We start from the raw sequence: 19,224 nt of genomic DNA on the forward strand, positions 1-19,224 counted from the left end.
AGGGAGTTTTGGTGACAACTGCCAACAGAGATGCAGAAAGATCGCTCGACGAGGTCGTCTGGGACGCGATCGACGAAGACACGAATCTGCCTGATGCAGCGAAGTATCTCGTTCTTGCAGCACTCGAGGGTGATGATGCGCTCAGCAAGCAGATTGGCGGTACGGAGCAGCTCAGAACCCGACCCGAAACCGCCAGCGGCCCAGCAGAAGAACCAGTTGGAGCATTCCTTACATCTATCTCGGTCGCCGGCTTCCGCGGCATCGGACCGAAAGCCGTTCTCGATCTGCATCCTGCGCCTGGCATCACGATCGTCAGTGGACGCAACGGGTCGGGTAAGTCGAGTTTTGCGGAAGCTCTTGAATTTGCAGTTACCAGCTCGAGCTACCGGTGGAAAAACAAGGCGAAATTATGGGCTGACAGCTGGCGAAACCTGCACAGCCCGGATCCATGCGAGGTGCGCGTTGGGCTGACCGTCGAGGGTTCCGAACCGACCGTCGTCGCCGTCGACTGGCCGATCGGTGCCACGTTGCACGACAACGAAGCGTGGACCCAGACGGGCAAACAGAAGCGCACTGTCGGTACCGATGAACTCGGATGGAAGTCCGCCGTCGAGCTGCATCGGCCGATCTTGTCTTACGACGAGATCGGAGGGCTGGTCGAGGACAGCCCGTCCACGCTGTACGACGCACTTGCAAAGCTATTGGGACTGGACGAGATCGCGGACGCCGAGAAACGGCTCACCGCCGCGCTGAAGTCTGCCAAGACTGCGCGTCAGTGCGCGAATGAGGAGCTGCGTCAACTCAAGGAAATTGTCGCCGAATCAGCAGACGAGCGTGCACAAACCGCCGTCACTCAGTTGAAGAAGCGGACTCACGATCTCGACGAGGTGCTTGCGCTCGCCACAGGCTCTGGTTCGGCTGTTGCGTCCACCCTGTCTGGTCTGCGCAGGTGCGCGAATCTGGCGGTCCCACAGAAGCCGGCGATCGACATGGTTGTCGCCGATCTTCGGGTTGCGGTCGCCGACACCGTCGAGCACGCTGGCGATGCTTTGTCGGTAGTGGAACAGCGCAGCGATATCCTCGATAGAGCCATTCAATTGCACAGTGAGACAGGCACAATCGAGTGCCCGGTATGTGCGGCGGGGGTGCTCGACGACGCCTGGGCTACGCAATCCCGAACGCGCCTCGCGGAACAGAACAGCAAGCTGGGGAAGTATCGGAAGTCTCGACGCGATCTTGACAACGCATGTCGGGCAGCAAAGGAATTGCTGAACGAGCTGGTGCGTCTGGAAACGGTCGAGGGTCCGGAATTGGAGTCGTTGATCCGGTACCGAGACTCAGTGGCCGCTGCCCAAGGTGCGCCGACCGGGGTAACCGAGCTCGCCGAGCACATCGAGAAGACCTTGCCTGCGGTGATCGACGCTGCGAACGCCGTGCGCGAAGAGGCGGCGGTCGCAATCGCCGAGCAGGAAGACACATGGGCTCCGATCGCGGGTCGTTTGATGACGTGGGTCAACCTCGAGCGTGACGCACGATTGAGTGATGACACCGTCAAAGCCCTGGATGCGGCGAAGAGGTGGGTAGCCGCCCATGCGGCAGAACTGCGGAATCAGAGACTCGAGCCGATCGCGGAGCAGGCGCGCGAGATTTGGTCGGAGCTCAGGCAGGAAAGCAACGTCGACATCGGGTCGATCAGCCTGGAAGGCAGCAATACTCGACGCAGGGCGGTGCTGAAAGGGTCGGTGGACGGAGTGCCGACCGAAGCATTGGCGGTGATGAGTCAGGGGGAGTTGCACGCTCTGGCGCTTGCACTGTTCATTCCACGTGCGACCACACCGAACAGTCCGTTCCGCTTCATCGTTCTCGATGATCCGATTCAGGCGATGGACCCGGCCAAGATCGACGGGTTCATCCGAGTTTTGTCGAAGCTGTCGGAGACACGGCAGGTCATCGTGTTCTCCCACGACGACCGATTGGCCACTGCGATACGGCAACTTGCGGTGAATGCGCGACTGGTCGAGGTTGCACGTGAGACCGGATCGCAGGTCTGTGTCGCAGAGACACTGAACCAGGCGACCCGCTATGTGGACGACGTCCGCGCGCTGGTGCTCGACGAGAACGTTCCCGACGAGGTCAAGCGCCGAGTGGCACCAGGTTTGTTCCGGTTGGCCTTGGAATCCGCGGCGCAGCAGGTGTATTACGCGAAGCAGCACAAGGCGGGCGAGAGTCGGGTCGATACCGAGAACCGGTGGACGTCGGTGAAAAAGACGCGGGCCAAGATCGCGCTCGCGGTGTACGGCGATGCCGAGAAGCCTTTGTCGCAGTGGCAAATTCTGCGAGAAGGGCGCAAAGCGACGCTCAACATTGCCAACGCCGGCTCGCATGTCGGGGCCGACATGTCGATCACGAGGAGCGAAGTGAATGACCTCAGGAAGACGATCGACGGGATCCTCGCGGAATGACAACACAGATGCCGCCGGCTGTTGTGCTGCGAAATGCGGAGCTACTGCTCGATGGAAGTGTCGGTGCTGCTGGAAGTTCGGCACGGTTGGCTGCTTTTCTGGCCAGGCAGGCATTGGAGGAACTGGTAGCCGAACGGTGTATCGCGCTGAATGCCGAAGCGCCGCAAGCAAGCATGCGCTCGCGATTGGTGATACTGCGTTCCCTCGACACACCGGCACGTGCCGACGCCGCAGCAGTGGCGTGGAACAGATTGAGCAATGTCTGTCATCACCATGCGTATGAACTTGCGCCGACCGTCGCCGAGGTGCGGCATTTGTGTGGAGTTGTTGCCGTCCTGTTGGAGAGCGGCTGAGTATGTGTGCGTCAGTGGGATGACTCCGTGACTGCCAAGTCCATTGTGAGTTCACGTACCAGTGACAACGGAAGAGGCACCCTAGTTTCCACACCACCCGTTTCTGCATTGTCCGCAGTACGCGTATCTCCCATGACGACGCCGAACCAACGATCTCGATCTTTGACCACTCGATACATACGTTCATCGTGGGTGCCGCCGAGGTATGGCTCGTACACGATCAAAGGTTCGCCCGCCAGTTGCGCGGCCGAGCCGAGTCGATCCAGGCGACCCGTTCGTTGTTCGAGCGTCGCGGGGTTCCAGTCCAAGTCGTGGTGAATGACATGTCGGCAGGCAACGTGCAAATCCACACCCTCAGACATCACGGAACTGGCGATGAGCACATCGGGGAAGAACGGGGAGTTGAATGACGCCATGAGCCTTTGTCGAGTCTTTTGAGCTACTTCACCATTCGCGAGCCGCACATTGGGTGCAACCGTGGTGTGAAGGGGTGAGTGCTCTGCTGGATCGATTTCGTCGTCCGCGGATTCGTCGACTGTGATGTCGCCGGTTCGCGTTGTCAGCAGAATATTCAGAATGCGTTCGCGGTCCTCCGGGGTTCTCTTGGAAAGAAACTCGGCAAATGACTCGATACGCTTTCGTAGTGGAATGCCACCCGGAGGAGCTGTTTCGAGTCCCTTCATCAGTTCTTCGACGGTCATCGAAGGGGAAATGGGCGTGAACCGAACGAGGAAGGAATCCGTGCGAAGAAATCTCACGACTACTTCGCCGAGTTGGTATCGAGATTCTTTATCGAGAAGGTCGGCCCATTCCTCGACAGTATCTCGAATGCGTTTGTTTCCAGAGGAATCGCTACGTAACAGGCGATTGCGCAATCGATTGACGGCTTCGCCGACTGCTGTCGGATCAGTGGCATCGACGAACAGTGCGCCCGCTGCTCGCTCGGTTATGCGCTTCTGTAGTGCTCGTGCGATGTGCAACCGAAGTGCGCGCCCGGTTTCTCGGTAGAAACAGAAGATCAGGACCTTGTGGCCCTCGTCCCATAAACGGAGTGTAAGCTCCACTGTGGCAGCAATTTTCGGATGGCGCGCGAGGCTCTCTGGATTGTCGGGGAGTTGTTGTTCGATACGATCCAGATACCACTTGACGGGGCCTGTCGTGGGCGCGGTGCGCTTTGCGCCCTCGACATCGTCGATATCTGCCGCCCCATTTGATCGAGTTCTGCGATAGGCCTCGAACGATGATGCTATCCCGTAAGAGAAGAGCGATCGGGTGGAGCCTGTCGAGTCGCCAGACAACCGTGCGACAGCATCTGCGCGACCTGCAAGCAGGAACGGCAAAGCCGCGGCGCCGTCGATCGGCAACCCGAGATCGCCGGCCCTACTGTCGAGGACCGCCGCACCGGCACGATAGCGACGACGTTCGGTGTCGTTGGACTTCAGATGGCGGATGACCCACGGGCGCAATGCCTCTGCGGCGCAGTCTTTGGCCTTACGCGCATCGATCCCGCTTGTTACAGCGGCACGGGCCGAACGACTCAAACTCTCGATGTCGGCATTGTCGAAGCTCGAAAGCGATTTCAAACTGGAATCCTGTACGGGGTCAATGGCTGTCCAACGCTGCTCGAACCGTTGGGCGGCTGATCGCGCAGTGTCCAATGCATCACCGAGTTCGCTGATCGAGTCTTCGAACGCGACGCGGTCGATGGGGTTCGGCCATCGAATACCGTCGAACCGCCTTAGTACACTGAGTAATTCGTGATTTCCGAGCTGGAACGGGGTTGCAGTCAGGAACAACATGCGCTCGAACATTCCGCCGAGTGGGCCCCGGAGTGCTTCGGCATCTCCTTGGGCCTCTTCGTTCGCGAACAAACCGGATGTGGCGTTGTCGTTCTTGACGTGATGGGCTTCGTCCAACACGAGCAATGGGAGGGTGACATCGAGTTGGCGAAGCCCGTCAGCCCAAGCGCCGCGCATCGCCGTCGTCAAAGCTTTCTTGGCTCCGGACAACCGATCGTCGAAATTGATCGATTGCTTCATTGGTAGCAGTGTGAGTGCATCGCGGAGTGGTTCGAGGATGTCATTGTCGATGGCATCGACAAACGCGGCGGGAACCGGGTCGTCATCCAATGGTGCAGCCCCCGAGTGCTTGTTCCACAAGTCCATCCAGTTGCTCTCGGGCGTTTCGAGAAGGCGCGTAACAAGGGCTTCGTCGCGGAAGCGTTTGTCTGAGAGGAGGAATGATGCATGCCGAGCGATCGCCGGCCGTCGCCTCTGTAATTCAGCTCTTCTGCGGCCCGCACGTCGAAGTAGTGCGAGTCGGACGAACGGATCATTTGTCGTTCTTGTCAAGGCTCCGTGCGTCAGAAAGATGATGTGACGTCGGCGTTCTGGTGGATCATCGAGAAGCTTCAAGAACTCGATTCCGTGTCGAATGGCTCCCGAGACACGAATGTCCGACGCGTCCGGCAAGCACTTTTCGGCGAAGACATTCCACTCTCGAGGCCATTTCTCGGCGACGGATGGTGGCACCATCACCACGACCGGATGCCGGTGGCCGGTTGCTCGAACGACCGATGCTGCGACTGCCAGTGCCACAAATGTTTTCCCCATGCCGACTTCGTCGGCAAGTACCAGACCCGGCTGATTCGCGAATCTACGAAGAATCTCCTCAGCGGTTTTCTGCTGGCGCGTCGAGTCTGCTGTGGGGAGGTTGTCGTTCGAGAGGTCGATGTCCGGGCTCAAAGTCCACATGAGCGCCGTGCCTCCTTGAATGCGTCGGCAACGTATTCGAGCATGTCACTCTCCAATTCATCGGAATTCAGGGATCGTTGTCTGTCCTCGATCTTCGAAAGTGCCTCGGCGAGAACACTCTGTGCGACAGCGCGATCCAAAGATTGGAGAGCGCATTTCCAGTCGACGGTCCCGACCGTCAGTGCGATCTCAGCGAGAAGGAAATGAGTCTCGGCGGGTGCTGCGGTCCCTGTGCCCGACGAACCCCCATCGAGAGCTGTCTGGTCAAGTACGAGGAGCCTACCGATCTCGACTGGCCCGACCACACCGAACAGGCGATTTCGCAATACCTCGAGCGAAGCAGCACGTGTGCCGAGTCGCTCACGCAACGCCCAGAGGGCTGCAGACCGCGCGCGTGTGCGATGCAGCAGTAGACCGCTCGAATCGAATCGGCGTAGGGCGTCGGTTGCATCCGTACCCGCCAGCTTTCGAGCTTCGATTCGCCGGAGTTCATGCTCCACCGCAGCTGGGAGCGGACGGGTCGATCCGAGGGCGTCCAGTAAGAGTTGCACAGGAAGGTCCTCAAGTTCTGCGGGAATCGGCAGCTTGCTCGTGTCGTCGACGTTCGCTACCCATTGGGCTGATACCGGGGTTCCGTCAGCCGTCCAACCGACGTCGAGGAATGAAGGTACTGCGGTCCTGTCTACCGTCACAAAAAGTTGTTCAGGTTGCAATTGCTTCCGCCACAACTCTTGGTCCACAGCGCACTCGAGGCCAAGTGCGTGCACAGACCACGAGTCCGGCTCTTGCTCCGTTCGATCGAACGAAAGCGCCAACTGTGCGGAATTCGACGTCAGTTCGATTGTGCACCAAGAGAAGAAGAGCGGAAGTGAAGGAAGCTTGCTGTCGTCGTCATCAGTGTTCACCGTTTCGATGGCATTCAAGTCGACGGATTTCTGTGTACTGACCAGTGCGCGCAAAGCTCGACCTGTGGGCGACGTACGCGGGGCGCCGACCCACACATTGAGTTCTCGGTGGCCATGGGTCGTTGCGAGCCCCCAACCGGCCGTGGTTGCGTTCGATGATCCTATGAGTGCCGCGACCCACTCGTCGTTCTCCAACACAAGTGCCTTGGCATGCAAGGTGCGTTGCTCGGCATCGAGTGGCGCCAGTGCTCGCACTCGATCCACTTGTGAGGCGAGCTCAACCGGTGCCATTACCGCACCCACACGATCAAGGCCGACGACAGCGGTCACGCTTCGCGCAGTCTTCGGCTGGCCGGTGAGTAGCGATCGAACCGAGGTCAATGCCGTCGTGCTCGTTGCGGCATCCCAGAAGGGTGACAGTACGGATGCCCGCAGTGGTTTCTTCGATGTTCGCCACACAGCCTTGTAACCGTCGAGTGGGGAAGAACCGGGAGCTGAAGGCGCGACCGCGAGGTGCACTGCGGTTTCTGTCGGCAAGGCAGGGGAATGTTGCTCGATGCGGCTGGTGATGCGGTTGAGCGTGTCCGTTGCCCGATCCGTCGTCGAACTAGCTGCACCAGGCAACAATTCAAGGTAGCTGCGCAGTTCGCTCACTATGCCGAGAAGGACTGGGCGTGGTATCTGGCAGCCTTGGGTGATGTCGAATGCAAGCGCCGCCTCGATCTTTTCTCGGTAGCCCGCAGGGGTGAGGTTTGCCGAGCCGACGACGATGCGCGCATGGCGTTCCCATATGAGTATTACGACTTTGGCATGTAGTAGGCCATTGCCCGTCGAAACCGGTATCAGGTCCCATCGAAGATTGCGTCTGTCGGTGCGAGTGCCTCGATCGACCAGGACTGAGATGGCCGCGGTTTCACTAAGTCGAAGCTCCTCTTCGAAGGTTGCGGCAATCGAGCTGATCTTGTCCCCCTCGCCGGTTACCGCAGATAGCGCAAGAAATCTGCTAAGGCAATCATCCGTGAAGAACTGAGGGTCGAATGTGAATGTTGTTGCCAGACATGCCACTGCAGATCCGCTGCCTGCCGGCGCGGACCAGTGGTCGAGCATTTTTGTGGTCATACGGCGGTATCTCGTAAGAATCGACGCAATGCGTTTATTCGGATGGGATGAATGAATGGTCCGTCGAGCGATGGCCGGGTTCGTTCCTCGTGTCCGGGCCGCACCAACCAGCCGTTCTTGTACGGCTCGAACCATGGCCGCTTGCCCAGTGGCGGCTTCGACGCTTGTATCGCGCCATGATGATTCAGAACCAGTTGGGCCAGATCGGCGGGTGTGTGTTCGTCGGCGAAACCGGTGAAACGCGCATCGAATTCAACTGTGCCCGTTGTCGCGGAGAGCGTCTCGAACGCGCGCTTGTGGAGAGCCGGGAGATTTCCTGCTGCGCGGACGAAGGTCGGATCGTGCTTCAACGCGTCGGCTTTCAATGGCGTCGTGCCCAGCGAATACGAAACGTGGCACACCGTACGGAAGCAAGTGTCGAGGTAGCGCGCAAAGTTCTCGTATGCGATGACGGCGTTGATCGTCTCGCGAAGTGCGGGCGACGAAGCGCGAACAATCTCCGAAATCACATCGCTTTCCGTCAGGGTTTCGTCGTCGAGTGAAGGTTCCAGCAAGCGCGCGAGTTCACTGCGTAGCGGGTGGCGTTCTTCGGACAGGCCCCGGAGTAAGCTGCGTTCACCTGCTCCCGGGCCGTCGGGATCTAATGCCTGCGCAAGTGTGCCGACTGTCCTACCAGTAGGAGCAACATCGCAGCGAGATGACTCGAAGCTTCGACGTAGGGCGTTGCGCAGGTCGCGACGTAGTTCGCCACCGTCCGTTCCTGCGGTCTCATCGACGAAGCCAGGAAGGTTGGCTTCGCGTTCCCACATCGACACCAATGCTGTTTGCTGCGACCCCGCCGTCAAGCTCGAAGTAACGATGTCGAGCGTTTTCGCGAGCGGCTTGTACACGCCGTGAAAACCGAACACCGACGGACCTTTGAGGTACGAGTTCGCAGACAGGCGATCTCGGCGCCCGACCACCGCCCGTGCTTTCTGCATCCCGGGGACGCCACGCAGTGCACTTTTAGAACTTCGCGCAAACGCCTCCAGAACTATCCATTCGAATGCGATTTGGGGTGTTGTCACGCCGTCTGCGGCACGTGTGGATTCGAAATCGTCACAGACGATACTGCCGACGGCCATGGCTGTCATCAGGCGAAACCGAGTCATTCGCGCGCGGAAGTCGGGAACCAGTTTGTCAGACAACTTTTCCGAAATGGCGCCGAGACCCATTGGGTCCAGGCTCCCTTCTCCTGCGACCGGCGGATCGAACTCTGAGAACTGGGGGACCGTGAAGCCCGTGAGCGCTGAGGTCATGAGCACACCTCATGACATGTTGGTGCGAGCAGTGTGTCCACGAGATGGTTGTACCAGCACTGCAGTCTTGGCGTGGGGGAACGTTGGCGGCACTGGTCCATCCCAGCCGCATACCGTGTACGCATCCAAATATCTGAGTGACCGGATAGCGTGAGCGCGACGTAACCGAGGAAGGCTCGATGTGGTCGACAATGACAATGTAATTCCGGTGTGGACGCTTGCTACAAAGCAGGCGGAGGTGCCCGCTATTCCGGACGAGGGAACCATGACGCCCGACCGACTGGCGGAGTTGCGGACAGTCCTGGCGGTGTTGGCCGAGACCCCGATCGCAACACTCGAGGCGCATCCGCTTCCGAAGTCGATCGACCTCGATCGAGGGATCTCCCTGGATAGTGCGAGTCCACTGGCTACCCATCTGTCGCAGCTGATCAGCCAGACATCCAAAGCTTCGTCGAGTTCAGCGGTCGCGAGTGGCGAGACGTTGTACCGCATGGTTGTCCCGGCAAAAGTCGCCGCGCAAGTTGGCAGTGGGCTGGTGAAACCGATGACGTCCAAGGCGGCGGCGGGTGGCGTGCACAGTGCGCTTATCGGATCTTCGGGGATTGCTGCGCAGGCCTCGTTCGTGCCTGTTGCAGGACAGGCAGCCGCGGTTGGTGCCGCTGGCGGGTCCGCCGCGACGGCAGGTCTTGCAGCAGCCAGTGCGGGTGCACTGACAGTCGCGGCTCCCCTGGTGTTGATGGCAGTCGCGGTTGGTGTCAGCGCCCACGCCGACCACAAGCGTGAACTCGCAATCGAGAACATCACCAAGTTACTCGAGAAGCTCCACGATGACGCGTTGCAAAAGGAACGTAACTCCCTGAACGGATGTCGGGGCGCGATCGACACTGCGACTGCGATTCTGCTCGATCAGGGACGCATCGGCGCGTCAGTTGGACTGGACTCCGCCGTACACGCGATCAGTGTCGGTATGGCGGATGCCGAAGGGCGACTGAAGAAATGGCAGCAGGGACTCGACGCATTGAAGACCGGTCGCGTCGAGCTCGATACTCTGCGAAAAGCGTTCACCGGAATCGACGAGGACGGTGGCGAGTTCCGCGCCCACCTCGAGCTTGCCGCACTCGCTATCGCGCTCAAGAAGCGTGTGATCGTCCTTCAAGCTGTGGAGCACGCTCAGATGGACGAAGCCAACCCTTTCGAGAGCTTCACTCGCGCGTTGAAGAGCGATCAGCAGCGTGTCGCGAAGTTGGAGTCGGGCATCGCGTCACTGCTCATGGGACTTTCCGAGCTGAGGCTTGACCGATCCCACGGTGTTCGTGATTTTGTGTTCAAGTCGAGTGAAGTCGACAAGATGCTGCGGACCGCATACCTGTTGCGGGAGTTGGGAGATGGGGTCGCAATGTCGGACAACGAATCCGACGTGGCGATCGAGATCGCAAGACGGCGTGATGGATCGGTTGTCGTCTTTCCCGCCCTGGCCGCCTAGTCCGAGCTGACTCGCACCGCAAATGAGCACGTAGCAGCCACTGGGTTCGTCGGTGGCTGCTACAGGTCCAGCCTCAGAGCGTCAGCAGCTTCTTCTGGACTTTGCCCATAGCGTTGCGGGGCAAGCTGTCCACCAGACAAACCTGGCGTGGGCGCTTGTGGATCGACAGTGATTCGGCGACGAAGTCCGAAACCACAGCGCAGTCGGCTACGTCCCCGACGATGAATGCGACTATGCGCTGGCCGAGGTCGTCGTCCGGCACACCGACGACGGCGGCCTCGCGAACGCCGGGGTATGCCAGAAGTGCCTGTTCCACCTCGCCGGCACCGATGCGGTATCCACCGGACTTGATCATGTCGACCGACTCGCGACCTACGATGCGGTGGAATCCGCTGTCGTCGATCACCGCGACGTCGCCGGTGCGGAACCAGCCGTCTTCGGTCATGGATTCCGCTGTCTTCGAGGGGTTCCCGAGGTACTCGTCGAAGAGAACGGCGCCCGCAACTTCCAGTTGCCCAAGCTGCTCTCCGTCGTGCGCCGACAATTCGCCGTTCTCGCCGCGCAACCTCGTCCTGACTCCCGGAACGGCGTGCCCGACCCAACCCGGGCGACGTTCGCCGTCGTGCGTCGTGCTGACGGTGATGAGGGTTTCACTCATTCCGTAGCGCTCGACGGGAGCCAACCCGGTCAGCGATTTCATCCGCTCGAACAATGGAACCGGAAGTGGTGCACTTCCGGACACGAGCAAGCGCGCGGATCGCAATGCTGCTGCCGCCGAGGGCTCACCGCACACGCGTGACCAGACGGTCGGAACACCGAAGTACAACGAGCCACCCGCTGCGGCATACGAATCCGGAGTTGGTCTGAAGGTATGAATCAGCGGCGAACCCACGCGCAAGGCGCCCAACACGCCGAGAATCAACCCGTGGACGTGGAAGAGGGGCAGTCCGTGGACGAGTGTGTCCTCTGGCGTCCAATTCCACACATGAGCGAGCGCGTCGAGATCCGCAGCGATCGATGCTCGCGAGAGGACAACGCCTTTCGGAGCTCCGGTGGTTCCCGAGGTGTACATGATCAGTGCGGTAGCTGCCGCGCTCGGTTCGGGATAGGACGTCGCAGATCGCGCGTGAATATCGATGGGAATCAACGGGATACTCGAATCCGACGGTCCGTCTCCGAGTATCAGTTCGGCCTGGGAATCGGCGATGATGTGCTGACGTTCGAGCGGGCCGGAGTCCGGCGGGATCGGGACCACGGCAACACCGGCGATCAGTGCGCCGGCGACGGCGACCACTGTCTCGAGGCCGGCGGCGGCTTGTACTGCCACTCGCTGTGCACCGTGGATTCGATCGGCGACCGCGGTGGCGGCGGCAAACAAGTCGGCGCGAGAGAGGGTTGCGCCTTCGCCGAAACTGACCGCCGCTCCGTGATCGTCGAAGATGCGGGGGTCGAGGGAGCGCAGAAGTGTGGATTCGCTGTTCATCGCGAGTTCCCTTTCTTTGAGCGAAGATTCAGACGGACCAGGGAACAACGAACAGCAGCCAGGCGAGGATCGGCGTCACCACCATGATGGTCATGCCCCACCGCATCGTCAGCCCGAACACCACGTCGCGTTCTTCCGGAGCGGCGTTCGCGACCACCAGCGCGCCGTTGGTCGAGAACGGACTGCAATCGACCAGAGACGAGGAGATTGCCAGCGCGATGACCAGACCGGTTGCATTGACCTGACCGGTCATGAGGAATGGAATTGCCAAAGGGATGAGTGCGCCGAGGATTCCCGTGGTGGATGCAAACGCCGACACGATCGCGCCGATCAGGCAGATCAAGAAGGCTGCGAGAAGTGGAATCCCCACGTGTGCAACAGAATCCCCGAGCCACTGGACGGTGTTCTGGTTCTGCAGAAGAGCGACGTACGTGACGATTCCGCCGATGAGGAGCACGGTGCCCCAGCTGATCTTGTCGACGGCGCCGCGGGCGGAGGCCGGGAAGATCAGGGTGAGAAGTACCGCGACGGTCAGTGCGGTGAATCCGACGTCGAGGTCGAACACCAAGGCGCCGAGTGCAAGCGACGCCAGTCCGAGCAGGGTGAGTCGCCGCTCGAGATTGAGCGCTACCTCGTGCGGAGCGGCCCCACCCGAGGACTTGCCGCCACCCTTCGAGCTGTCGCCGGAACCCGAACCGGTGATGGTGTCGCCACCGCCAGACGCATTGCCGGCTGCGTTGACGAGCACGCGTTCGGAGGCGCCGCGCGCAATCAACGCGCGTCCGCCGAACGAGACGTACGCGATGGCAGCAACAACGGCCGCGGCCGCGAAGGTCGAGACGAACAGCAAGGCCGGGCTCGACGGGAGGCCGTTCTGACGCATGACGTCGTTGGTGATCACACCGAAGATTCCGATAGGGGAGAAGCTGCCCGCCGTTGCGCCCTGGACGACCATGAAGCCCATCAGCATGGGGTGGATCCGGTAGCGGGTGGCGAAGCCCATTGCCACGGGCGCGATGATGGCGACGGCAGCGGGACTGACCGCGCCCATGGCGGTCACGGCTGCGCACACCGCGAACATCGCCCACGGCACGAGGGCCACTCGTCCTCTGACCGCGCGGACTGCCGCGTGAATGATCCAGTCGACCGTGCCGTTGTTTCTGGCCAGCGCGAACAGGTAGGTGACGCCGACCAGGATGACGAAGAGGCTGGCCGGGAAGCCGTCGAGGATCTCGCTGGTATCGACGGTGAAGACCAGTGTTCCGACGACGAAGGCAGCCACCAGGGCGAGCGCACCCATGTTCACCGACCTCACGGTGGATATGACGAACACCAGGACAAGTACTGACAGGGCTATGACATTTGCCATCGAACTCTCAATCCGTTCGCGACCAGCTTGTGGTCTGCATCACTTGGAATTGGCCTAGCCTCTCTGCCACTGCTCCATTTGTCAAGTACACTCCGAGGCATGAATTCGACGTCATCGCCCGGCTCGCGCTCGGGCCTGCCCGGACGATTGAAGCGTCCGCGCCTGTACGAGCAGTTGGCCGAGCACATTTCGAATTTCATCGAGGCTCAAGGCCTTTCGCCCGGCGATCGGCTTCCTCCCGAACGCAGCCTGGCTGCCGAACTCGGCGTGAGTCGCGCGTCGCTGGCTCAAGCGCTCGTGGCCCTCGAGATTCGGGGCAGAGTCGAAATTCAGCACGGTAACGGTGCAGTGATTCGTGAAGCTCCGACGCCCGACGCGGGCCGCTCTGCGGACTCGGGAGTGCGGCTACAGGACCGAACCGTCGACGAACTGACTGCCGCCAGGGAGGCGATCATGGCCGGCCTGGCTCGGGCGGCGGCGTCGAATCCCAACGCTGCGCTTCGGGTCGCGATGTTGACCGACGACGGGACCGCGAGAAACTTCGCCGAGACATGGCGCTGCGTCAGGCACCTGGCCGGAGGTGGCTTACTGGCTGACCTCGACGAGACCATCGCCCAGCAGGCGGACGTGCCCGAATCCTCGGCTCGACTGTCTGCGCGACTCGATCATCTCGCTCACCGCATCATCGACGGTGACCAATCGGGCGCCGCTGACGCTGTTGCGGGAATCCTCTCCGACACGGCCTGACGAATAACGACGGACAAGCGTCGGAAAAACGCACGATAACCACTATGAGCATGTTCGCTCACAGGAAACTGTGCTGCGACGTAGCCCGGGAACCTGATCGGCAATGCGCACGTTGAACACAGTGACGACCGTTCCAACCAAGCGGCACGGCCGCTGGCGGGCATCGATGGGGCCGATCGCGGTAACCTGCAGGTGTCCGGTTGGCAGCCGGAAGGCGACCTGGCAGACCCGCACTCTCGAAAGGACCGGCCACATCGGCCGACCTGTATGAACCGTAAGACTGTGTTCCGTAACGTGCTACTCGTAGCCGTCGTGCTGTTGGTGATCTATGCCTTCAGCTACTTCAGCAACGACACCCGCGACTTCAAGACCGTCGACACCTCGGTCGCGATCTCCCAACTCGACGCCAAGAACGTTGAGTCGGCGCAGATCGACGACCGTGAGCAGCAGGTTCGTCTGTGGCTCAAGAACGGCAACGACGCCACCGACGGTAAGACGCAGATCCTGGCGAAGTACCCCGCGAGTGCGTCGGAGCAGATCTTCGACAAGGTCGAAGGCGCCGGTGCGGACAAGTTCAACACGACGGTCACTCAGGAGAGCTGGCTGACGTCGATCCTTCTGTTCGTGCTGCCGATGATCATTCTGTTCGGCATCTTCTTCTTCGTCATGAACCGGATGCAGGGCGGCGGTGGTCGCGGCGGAGTCATGGGATTCGGTAAGTCGAAGGCCAAGCAGCTCACCAAGGACATGCCGAAAACCACGTTCGCCGACGTCGCCGGTGCGGACGAGGCTGTCGAAGAGCTGTACGAGATCAAGGACTTCCTGCAGAACCCGGCTCGCTACCAGGCGCTCGGCGCCAAGATTCCGCGCGGTGTGCTGCTGTACGGCCCTCCCGGAACCGGTAAGACGCTGCTCGCTCGCGCTGTCGCAGGCGAAGCCGGCGTCCCGTTCTTCACCATCTCCGGTTCTGACTTCGTCGAGATGTTCGTCGGTGTCGGTGCTTCGCGTGTTCGCGACATGTTCGAGCAGGCCAAGCAGAACAGCCCCTGCATCATCTTCGTCGACGAGATCGACGCCGTCGGTCGTCAGCGCGGCGCAGGCCTGGGCGGCGGACACGACGAGCGCGAGCAGACACTCAACCAGTTGCTCGTCGAGATGGACGGCTTCGGTGATCGCACCGGCATCATCTTGATCGCCGCAACCAACCGCCCCGACATCCTCGACCCCGCACTGCTGCGTCCGGGACGCTTCGATCGCCAGATTCCGGTCGGCGCCCCCGACCTCGCCGGTCGCCGCGCGATCCTGCGCGTGCACTCGCAGGGCAAGCCGATCGATCCCAACGCCGACCTCGAAGGTCTCGCCAAGCGGACCGTCGGAATGTCGGGTGCTGATCTCGCCAACGTCATCAACGAGGCTGCGCTGCTCACCGCACGCGAAAACGGAACCGTCATCACCGAAGCCTCGCTCGAGGAATCGGTGGATCGTGTTGTCGGTGGACCGCGGCGTAAGAGTCGCATCATCAGCGAGCACGAGAAGAAGATCACGGCGTACCACGAGGGCGGTCACACGCTGGCTGCTTGGGCAATGCCTGACATCGAGCCGGTCTACAAGGTCACGATCCTCGCTCGCGGTCGCACGGGTGGCCACGCGATGACCGTGCCCGAGGACGACAAGGGTTTGATGACGCGTTCGGAGATGATCGCTCGTCTCGTCATGGCAATGGGTGGACGCGCCGCCGAGGAGTTGGTGTTCCACGAGCCCACCACCGGAGCGTCGTCCGATATCGACATGGCGACCAAGATCGCCCGCGCGATGGTCACCGAATACGGCATGAGTGCCAAGCTCGGCGCGGTTCGCTACGGACAGGAGGGCGGGGATCCGTTCCTCGGCCGTTCGATGGGCGTTCAGTCCGACTACTCACACGAGATCGCCCGTGAAATCGACGAAGAGGTGCGCAACCTCATCGAGGCAGCGCACACCGAAGCGTGGGCAATCCTCAACGAGTACCGCGATGCGCTCGACCTCATCGCTACCGAACTGCTCGAGCGTGAGACGTTGACTCGCAAGGACCTCGAGAAGATCCTTGCCGGCGTCGAAAAGCGTCCGCGCATCACGGCTTTCAACGATTTCGGTGGGCGCACGCCTTCGGATCGTCCGCCGGTGAAGACTCCTCGCGAACTCGCGATCGAGCGCGGCGAAACCTGGCCGGAGCCCGCTGCCGCACCTGTTCTCGTCAAGGCAGGTGCACCCAACAGCGGTGCACCCAACGGTGGTCTCCCCAACAACGGTGGTCTCCCCAACAACGGCAACCAGGGACCCTCGAACGGCTACGCACAGCCTTCGTACCCGCAGCCGAGTGCTCCGCAGCAGACTCCGCAACCGGGAACACCCGACTACGGAGCGCCCGCCGGATGGTCGGCACCGGGTTGGCCTCCGCGTGAGAACCCGTCGCCGACGTACCCCGGACAGCAGTCGGGTGGGTACACCGGTGGACAGAATCCGACCCCGCCGAACCAGTCGCAGGGCCAGTACGGTCAGCCCCAACACGGTCAGCCCCAGCCCGATCAGGGGCAGTACGGTCAACCGCACCCGGGGCAGCAGGCGTACCCGGAGCAGCCGCATCCCGGCCGCCGTTACCCCGCGCAGCCCGATTACCCGGTGCAGTACCCGGACAGTGGACCCTTCGCCGATCCGAACCGGGGAAACCCGACCGGCGAAAACCAGTGGCAGAGCCCCGCACCGGAACAGCCGCAAACTCCTCCGCCGCACCATTCGGCTGAGGACGAGGGACCGAGCACCGTTCGCTGGGACGGACCGGACGGATCTCGCTGACCTTGCGCCACTAGGCTCTGCGGCGGGGGACCTGTGAACAATTCTCGAGGAGAGTTCGGTTGTCGGTGAATGATGTGGCCAGTGAACTGGTGTCGCTCGGAACGGGCCGCCCGTTCGATCAGGCGCGGGCAGAGGCTGCCGTACGGGAATTGTTGATCGCGGTCGGGGAAGATCCGGAGCGCCCAGGCCTGCTCGATACGCCGGCCCGGGTTGCGCGCTCGTACAAGGAGATCTTCGCGGGTCTGTACTCCGAACCTGACGACGCGTTGAACACGACTTTCGACGAGGGTCACCAGGAGTTGGTGCTTGTGCGAGACATTCCGATGTTCTCGACGTGCGAGCACCACCTGGTGTCCTTCCACGGTGTTGCTCACGTTGGCTACATCCCGGGAAAGTCGGGCAAGGTCACCGGTTTGTCGAAGCTCGCGCGCGTCGTCGACCTGTACGCCAAGCGTCCGCAGGTTCAAGAACGCCTGACCAGTCAGATCGCGGATGCTTTGATGCGCAAGCTCGACCCGCGTGGAGCCATCGTCGTCATCGAAGCCGAGCATCTGTGCATGGCGATGCGCGGTATCCGCAAGCCCGGAGCCAGCACGACCACGTCTGCGGTTCGTGGGCTCCTGCAATCCAGCGCGGCCTCGCGGTCCGAAGCGCTGGACCTCATCCTGCGTAAGTGAGCAAGATGTCCGCGGCTCCCGTTGCAGGCAGCGATCCGGCCCGGATGGTCGTGATGGGGATTCTGAACGTCACCGCCGATTCGTTTTCCGACGGTGGTCAATTTCTCGATCGTGACGCGGCGATCGCTCGCGGACTCGAACTGCAACGCATCGGCGTCGACATCGTCGACGTCGGCGGCGAGTCGACGCGTCCCGGAGCCACCCGCGTGGATCCGAAACTCGAGGCGGACCGAATTGCCCCGGTGATCGAAGAACTGGTGGCAGCCGGAATTCGCGTCAGCGTCGACACGATGCGTGCTTCCGTTGCCGCCGCCGCGATCGAAGCGGGCGCAGGCATCGTCAACGACGTATCGGGTGGTCGCGCAGACCCCGACATGGCCTCCGTTGTGGCCGACGCCGGAGTGCCCTGGATCCTCATGCATTGGCGCTCGGCCGGTGACTACGTCCATCGTGGCAGCGCCGATCACTACGACGACGTGGTCCGCGATGTCCGTGACGAACTGCTGTCGCAGGTCGATCTGGCGTTGAAGGCGGGGGTCGATTCGTCGTCGATCATCCTCGACCCCGGCCTCGGGTTCGCTAAGAACGCCGACCACAACTGGGCACTGTTGCGTGCACTACCCGAGTTCAACGCGACCGGATTCCCGGTACTGGTCGGCGCTTCCCGAAAGCGGTTCCTCGGGTCTCTGCTCAGCGATCCCGACGGCAATCCGCGTCCACCTGGTGGCCGCGAGACTGCGACGGCCGTGGTCTCCGCCCTTGCAGCTAGCGAAGGCGCCTGGGGAGTTCGGGTGCACGACGCACAAGCTTCGCTCGACGCCATTGCCGTGGTCGACGCCTGGAACCGTGGACGAGAAAGGGCCTGACATGGGGGACCGAATCGAATTGCGCGGACTGAAGGTTCGCGGCAATCACGGAGTGTTCGACCACGAGAAGCGTGACGGTCAGGACTTCTTCATCGACATCACCGTGTGGATGGACTTGGCTCCCGCCGCGGCGTCGGACGACCTGACGCAGACCCTGCACTACGGCGAGTTGGCGGAAGCCGCCGCAGCGATAGTCGCCGGCCCGTCGCGCGATCTCATCGAGACCGTCGCCGCGGAGATCGCCGACGACGTCATGAAAGATTCGCGAGTCGAGAGCGTCGAGGTTGTTGTCCACAAACCGTCGGCACCGATTCCGCTGGTTTTTGCGGACGTCGCCGTCGTCGCACATCGGACCAGATCGGCATGACGCGCGCTGTTCTGTCGATCGGTTCCAACATCGGCGACAGCGTGGCTCACCTGCAGTCCGTTGTCGACGGGTTGGGCAGCGCCGTCGTTGCTGTCTCACCGGTCTACTCGACCGCGCCGTGGGGTGGCGTCGAGCAGCAGGATTTCTACAACGCGGTGGTGGTGGTCGACGATCCCGAAGCCGATGCCGCTGAATGGCTTCGCCGCTCGCAAGCTCTCGAGGAAGCCGCAGACCGGGTGCGCGAACAGCGGTGGGGGCCACGGAGCCTGGACGTGGACGTAGTCGACTGCGAAGGCGTCGTCAGTTCCGATCCCGTGCTCACACTTCCGCATCCGCGCGCGCATCTTCGGGCATTCGTTCTCGTTCCCTGGCTGGACGTCGAGCCTGACGCGACGCTGATCGTCGACGGCCAGGAGTTGCCGGTGGCACAAATTCTCGACGGCCTCGATCGCACTGAGCGCGAAGGTGTCCGCACTACCGATGTGGTGCTTGCGCGGTGACAGAAAACGA

The 19,224-nt window shown here is 61.6% G+C and carries 14 protein-coding genes; 9 read left to right on the forward strand and 5 right to left on the reverse strand.

Translation table 11 applies throughout. The annotated features are described in order from the left end of the window. The first annotated feature begins 11 nt into the window (after positions 1 to 11). Together RHP72_RS03480 and RHP72_RS03485 are read left to right on the forward strand one after the other, a co-directional pair. Positions 12 to 2,462: an AAA family ATPase gene (locus RHP72_RS03480; RefSeq protein WP_311094320.1), complete on the forward strand. Its 2,451-nt coding sequence runs from the start codon at positions 12 to 14 to the stop codon at positions 2,460 to 2,462. Continuing rightward, complete coding sequence (locus tag RHP72_RS03485) at positions 2,459 to 2,815, forward strand: hypothetical protein (RefSeq protein WP_230587424.1); 357 nt, start codon at positions 2,459 to 2,461, stop codon at positions 2,813 to 2,815. The genes RHP72_RS03480 and RHP72_RS03485 overlap by 4 nt, the downstream gene beginning before the upstream one ends. 11 nt (positions 2,816 to 2,826) lie before the next feature. Here RHP72_RS03485 and RHP72_RS03490 read toward each other — a convergent pair whose 3' ends face one another. From RHP72_RS03490 to RHP72_RS03500, 3 genes are read right to left on the reverse strand one after another with little or no spacing between them, the layout of a single operon-like run. Continuing rightward, positions 2,827 to 5,568, reverse strand: a complete 2,742-nt coding sequence (locus RHP72_RS03490) for a DEAD/DEAH box helicase (protein ID WP_311094321.1) — start codon at positions 5,566 to 5,568, stop codon at positions 2,827 to 2,829. Beyond that, on the reverse strand, positions 5,556 to 7,592 hold the full coding sequence (locus tag RHP72_RS03495) for a hypothetical protein (RefSeq protein WP_311094322.1): 2,037 nt from the start codon (positions 7,590 to 7,592) through the stop codon (positions 5,556 to 5,558). The genes RHP72_RS03490 and RHP72_RS03495 overlap by 13 nt, the downstream gene beginning before the upstream one ends. After that, complete coding sequence (locus RHP72_RS03500) at positions 7,589 to 8,890, reverse strand: hypothetical protein (RefSeq protein ID WP_311094323.1); 1,302 nt, start codon at positions 8,888 to 8,890, stop codon at positions 7,589 to 7,591. The genes RHP72_RS03495 and RHP72_RS03500 overlap by 4 nt, the downstream gene beginning before the upstream one ends. A gap of 181 nt (positions 8,891 to 9,071) precedes the next feature. On the opposite strand from RHP72_RS03500, the gene RHP72_RS03505 reads away from it, so the two are divergent. Then, a complete protein-coding gene (locus tag RHP72_RS03505) occupies positions 9,072 to 10,373 on the forward strand; it encodes a hypothetical protein (protein ID WP_042451975.1) in 1,302 nt (433 codons plus the stop codon). A 73-nt stretch (positions 10,374 to 10,446) separates the two neighbouring features. Here RHP72_RS03505 and RHP72_RS03510 read toward each other — a convergent pair whose 3' ends face one another. Continuing rightward, positions 10,447 to 11,856 carry an acyl-CoA synthetase gene (locus tag RHP72_RS03510; protein WP_311094325.1) on the reverse strand — a complete coding sequence of 470 codons (1,410 nt, stop codon included), beginning with the start codon at positions 11,854 to 11,856 and terminating at the stop codon, positions 10,447 to 10,449. Positions 11,857 to 11,884: 28 nt separating this feature from the next. Beyond that, positions 11,885 to 13,225 (reverse strand): SLC13 family permease, encoded by a 1,341-nt coding sequence (locus RHP72_RS03515; protein ID WP_311094327.1) that lies wholly within the window; start codon positions 13,223 to 13,225, stop codon positions 11,885 to 11,887. A gap of 99 nt (positions 13,226 to 13,324) precedes the next feature. Here RHP72_RS03515 and RHP72_RS03520 point away from each other — a divergent pair, with 99 nt between their 5' ends. From RHP72_RS03520 to folK, 6 genes are all read left to right on the forward strand, one after another. Further along, positions 13,325 to 13,972 (forward strand): FadR/GntR family transcriptional regulator, encoded by a 648-nt coding sequence (locus RHP72_RS03520; protein ID WP_070161950.1) that lies wholly within the window; start codon positions 13,325 to 13,327, stop codon positions 13,970 to 13,972. Positions 13,973 to 14,239: 267 nt separating this feature from the next. After that, positions 14,240 to 16,804 carry an ATP-dependent zinc metalloprotease FtsH gene (gene ftsH / locus RHP72_RS03525; protein ID WP_064075117.1) on the forward strand — a complete coding sequence of 855 codons (2,565 nt, stop codon included), beginning with the start codon at positions 14,240 to 14,242 and terminating at the stop codon, positions 16,802 to 16,804. A gap of 59 nt (positions 16,805 to 16,863) precedes the next feature. Next, complete coding sequence (folE, locus tag RHP72_RS03530) at positions 16,864 to 17,481, forward strand: GTP cyclohydrolase I FolE (protein WP_019746783.1); 618 nt, start codon at positions 16,864 to 16,866, stop codon at positions 17,479 to 17,481. Positions 17,482 to 17,486: 5 nt separating this feature from the next. Next, positions 17,487 to 18,347 (forward strand): dihydropteroate synthase, encoded by an 861-nt coding sequence (folP, locus tag RHP72_RS03535; protein WP_311094839.1) that lies wholly within the window; start codon positions 17,487 to 17,489, stop codon positions 18,345 to 18,347. Position 18,348: 1 nt separating this feature from the next. Continuing rightward, entirely contained in the window at positions 18,349 to 18,714 is a 366-nt protein-coding gene (gene folB, locus RHP72_RS03540) for a dihydroneopterin aldolase (protein WP_003945780.1), read from the forward strand. Further along, positions 18,711 to 19,214 (forward strand): 2-amino-4-hydroxy-6-hydroxymethyldihydropteridine diphosphokinase, encoded by a 504-nt coding sequence (folK, locus tag RHP72_RS03545; RefSeq protein ID WP_064075118.1) that lies wholly within the window; start codon positions 18,711 to 18,713, stop codon positions 19,212 to 19,214. Before folB ends, folK begins: the two co-directional genes overlap by 4 nt. The last annotated feature ends 10 nt before the right edge of the window (positions 19,215 to 19,224 follow it).

Origin of the sequence: Rhodococcus sp. SG20037, from assembly GCF_031763325.1 — a bacterium.
GTDB lineage: Bacteria > Actinomycetota > Actinomycetes > Mycobacteriales > Mycobacteriaceae > Rhodococcus_F > Rhodococcus_F qingshengii.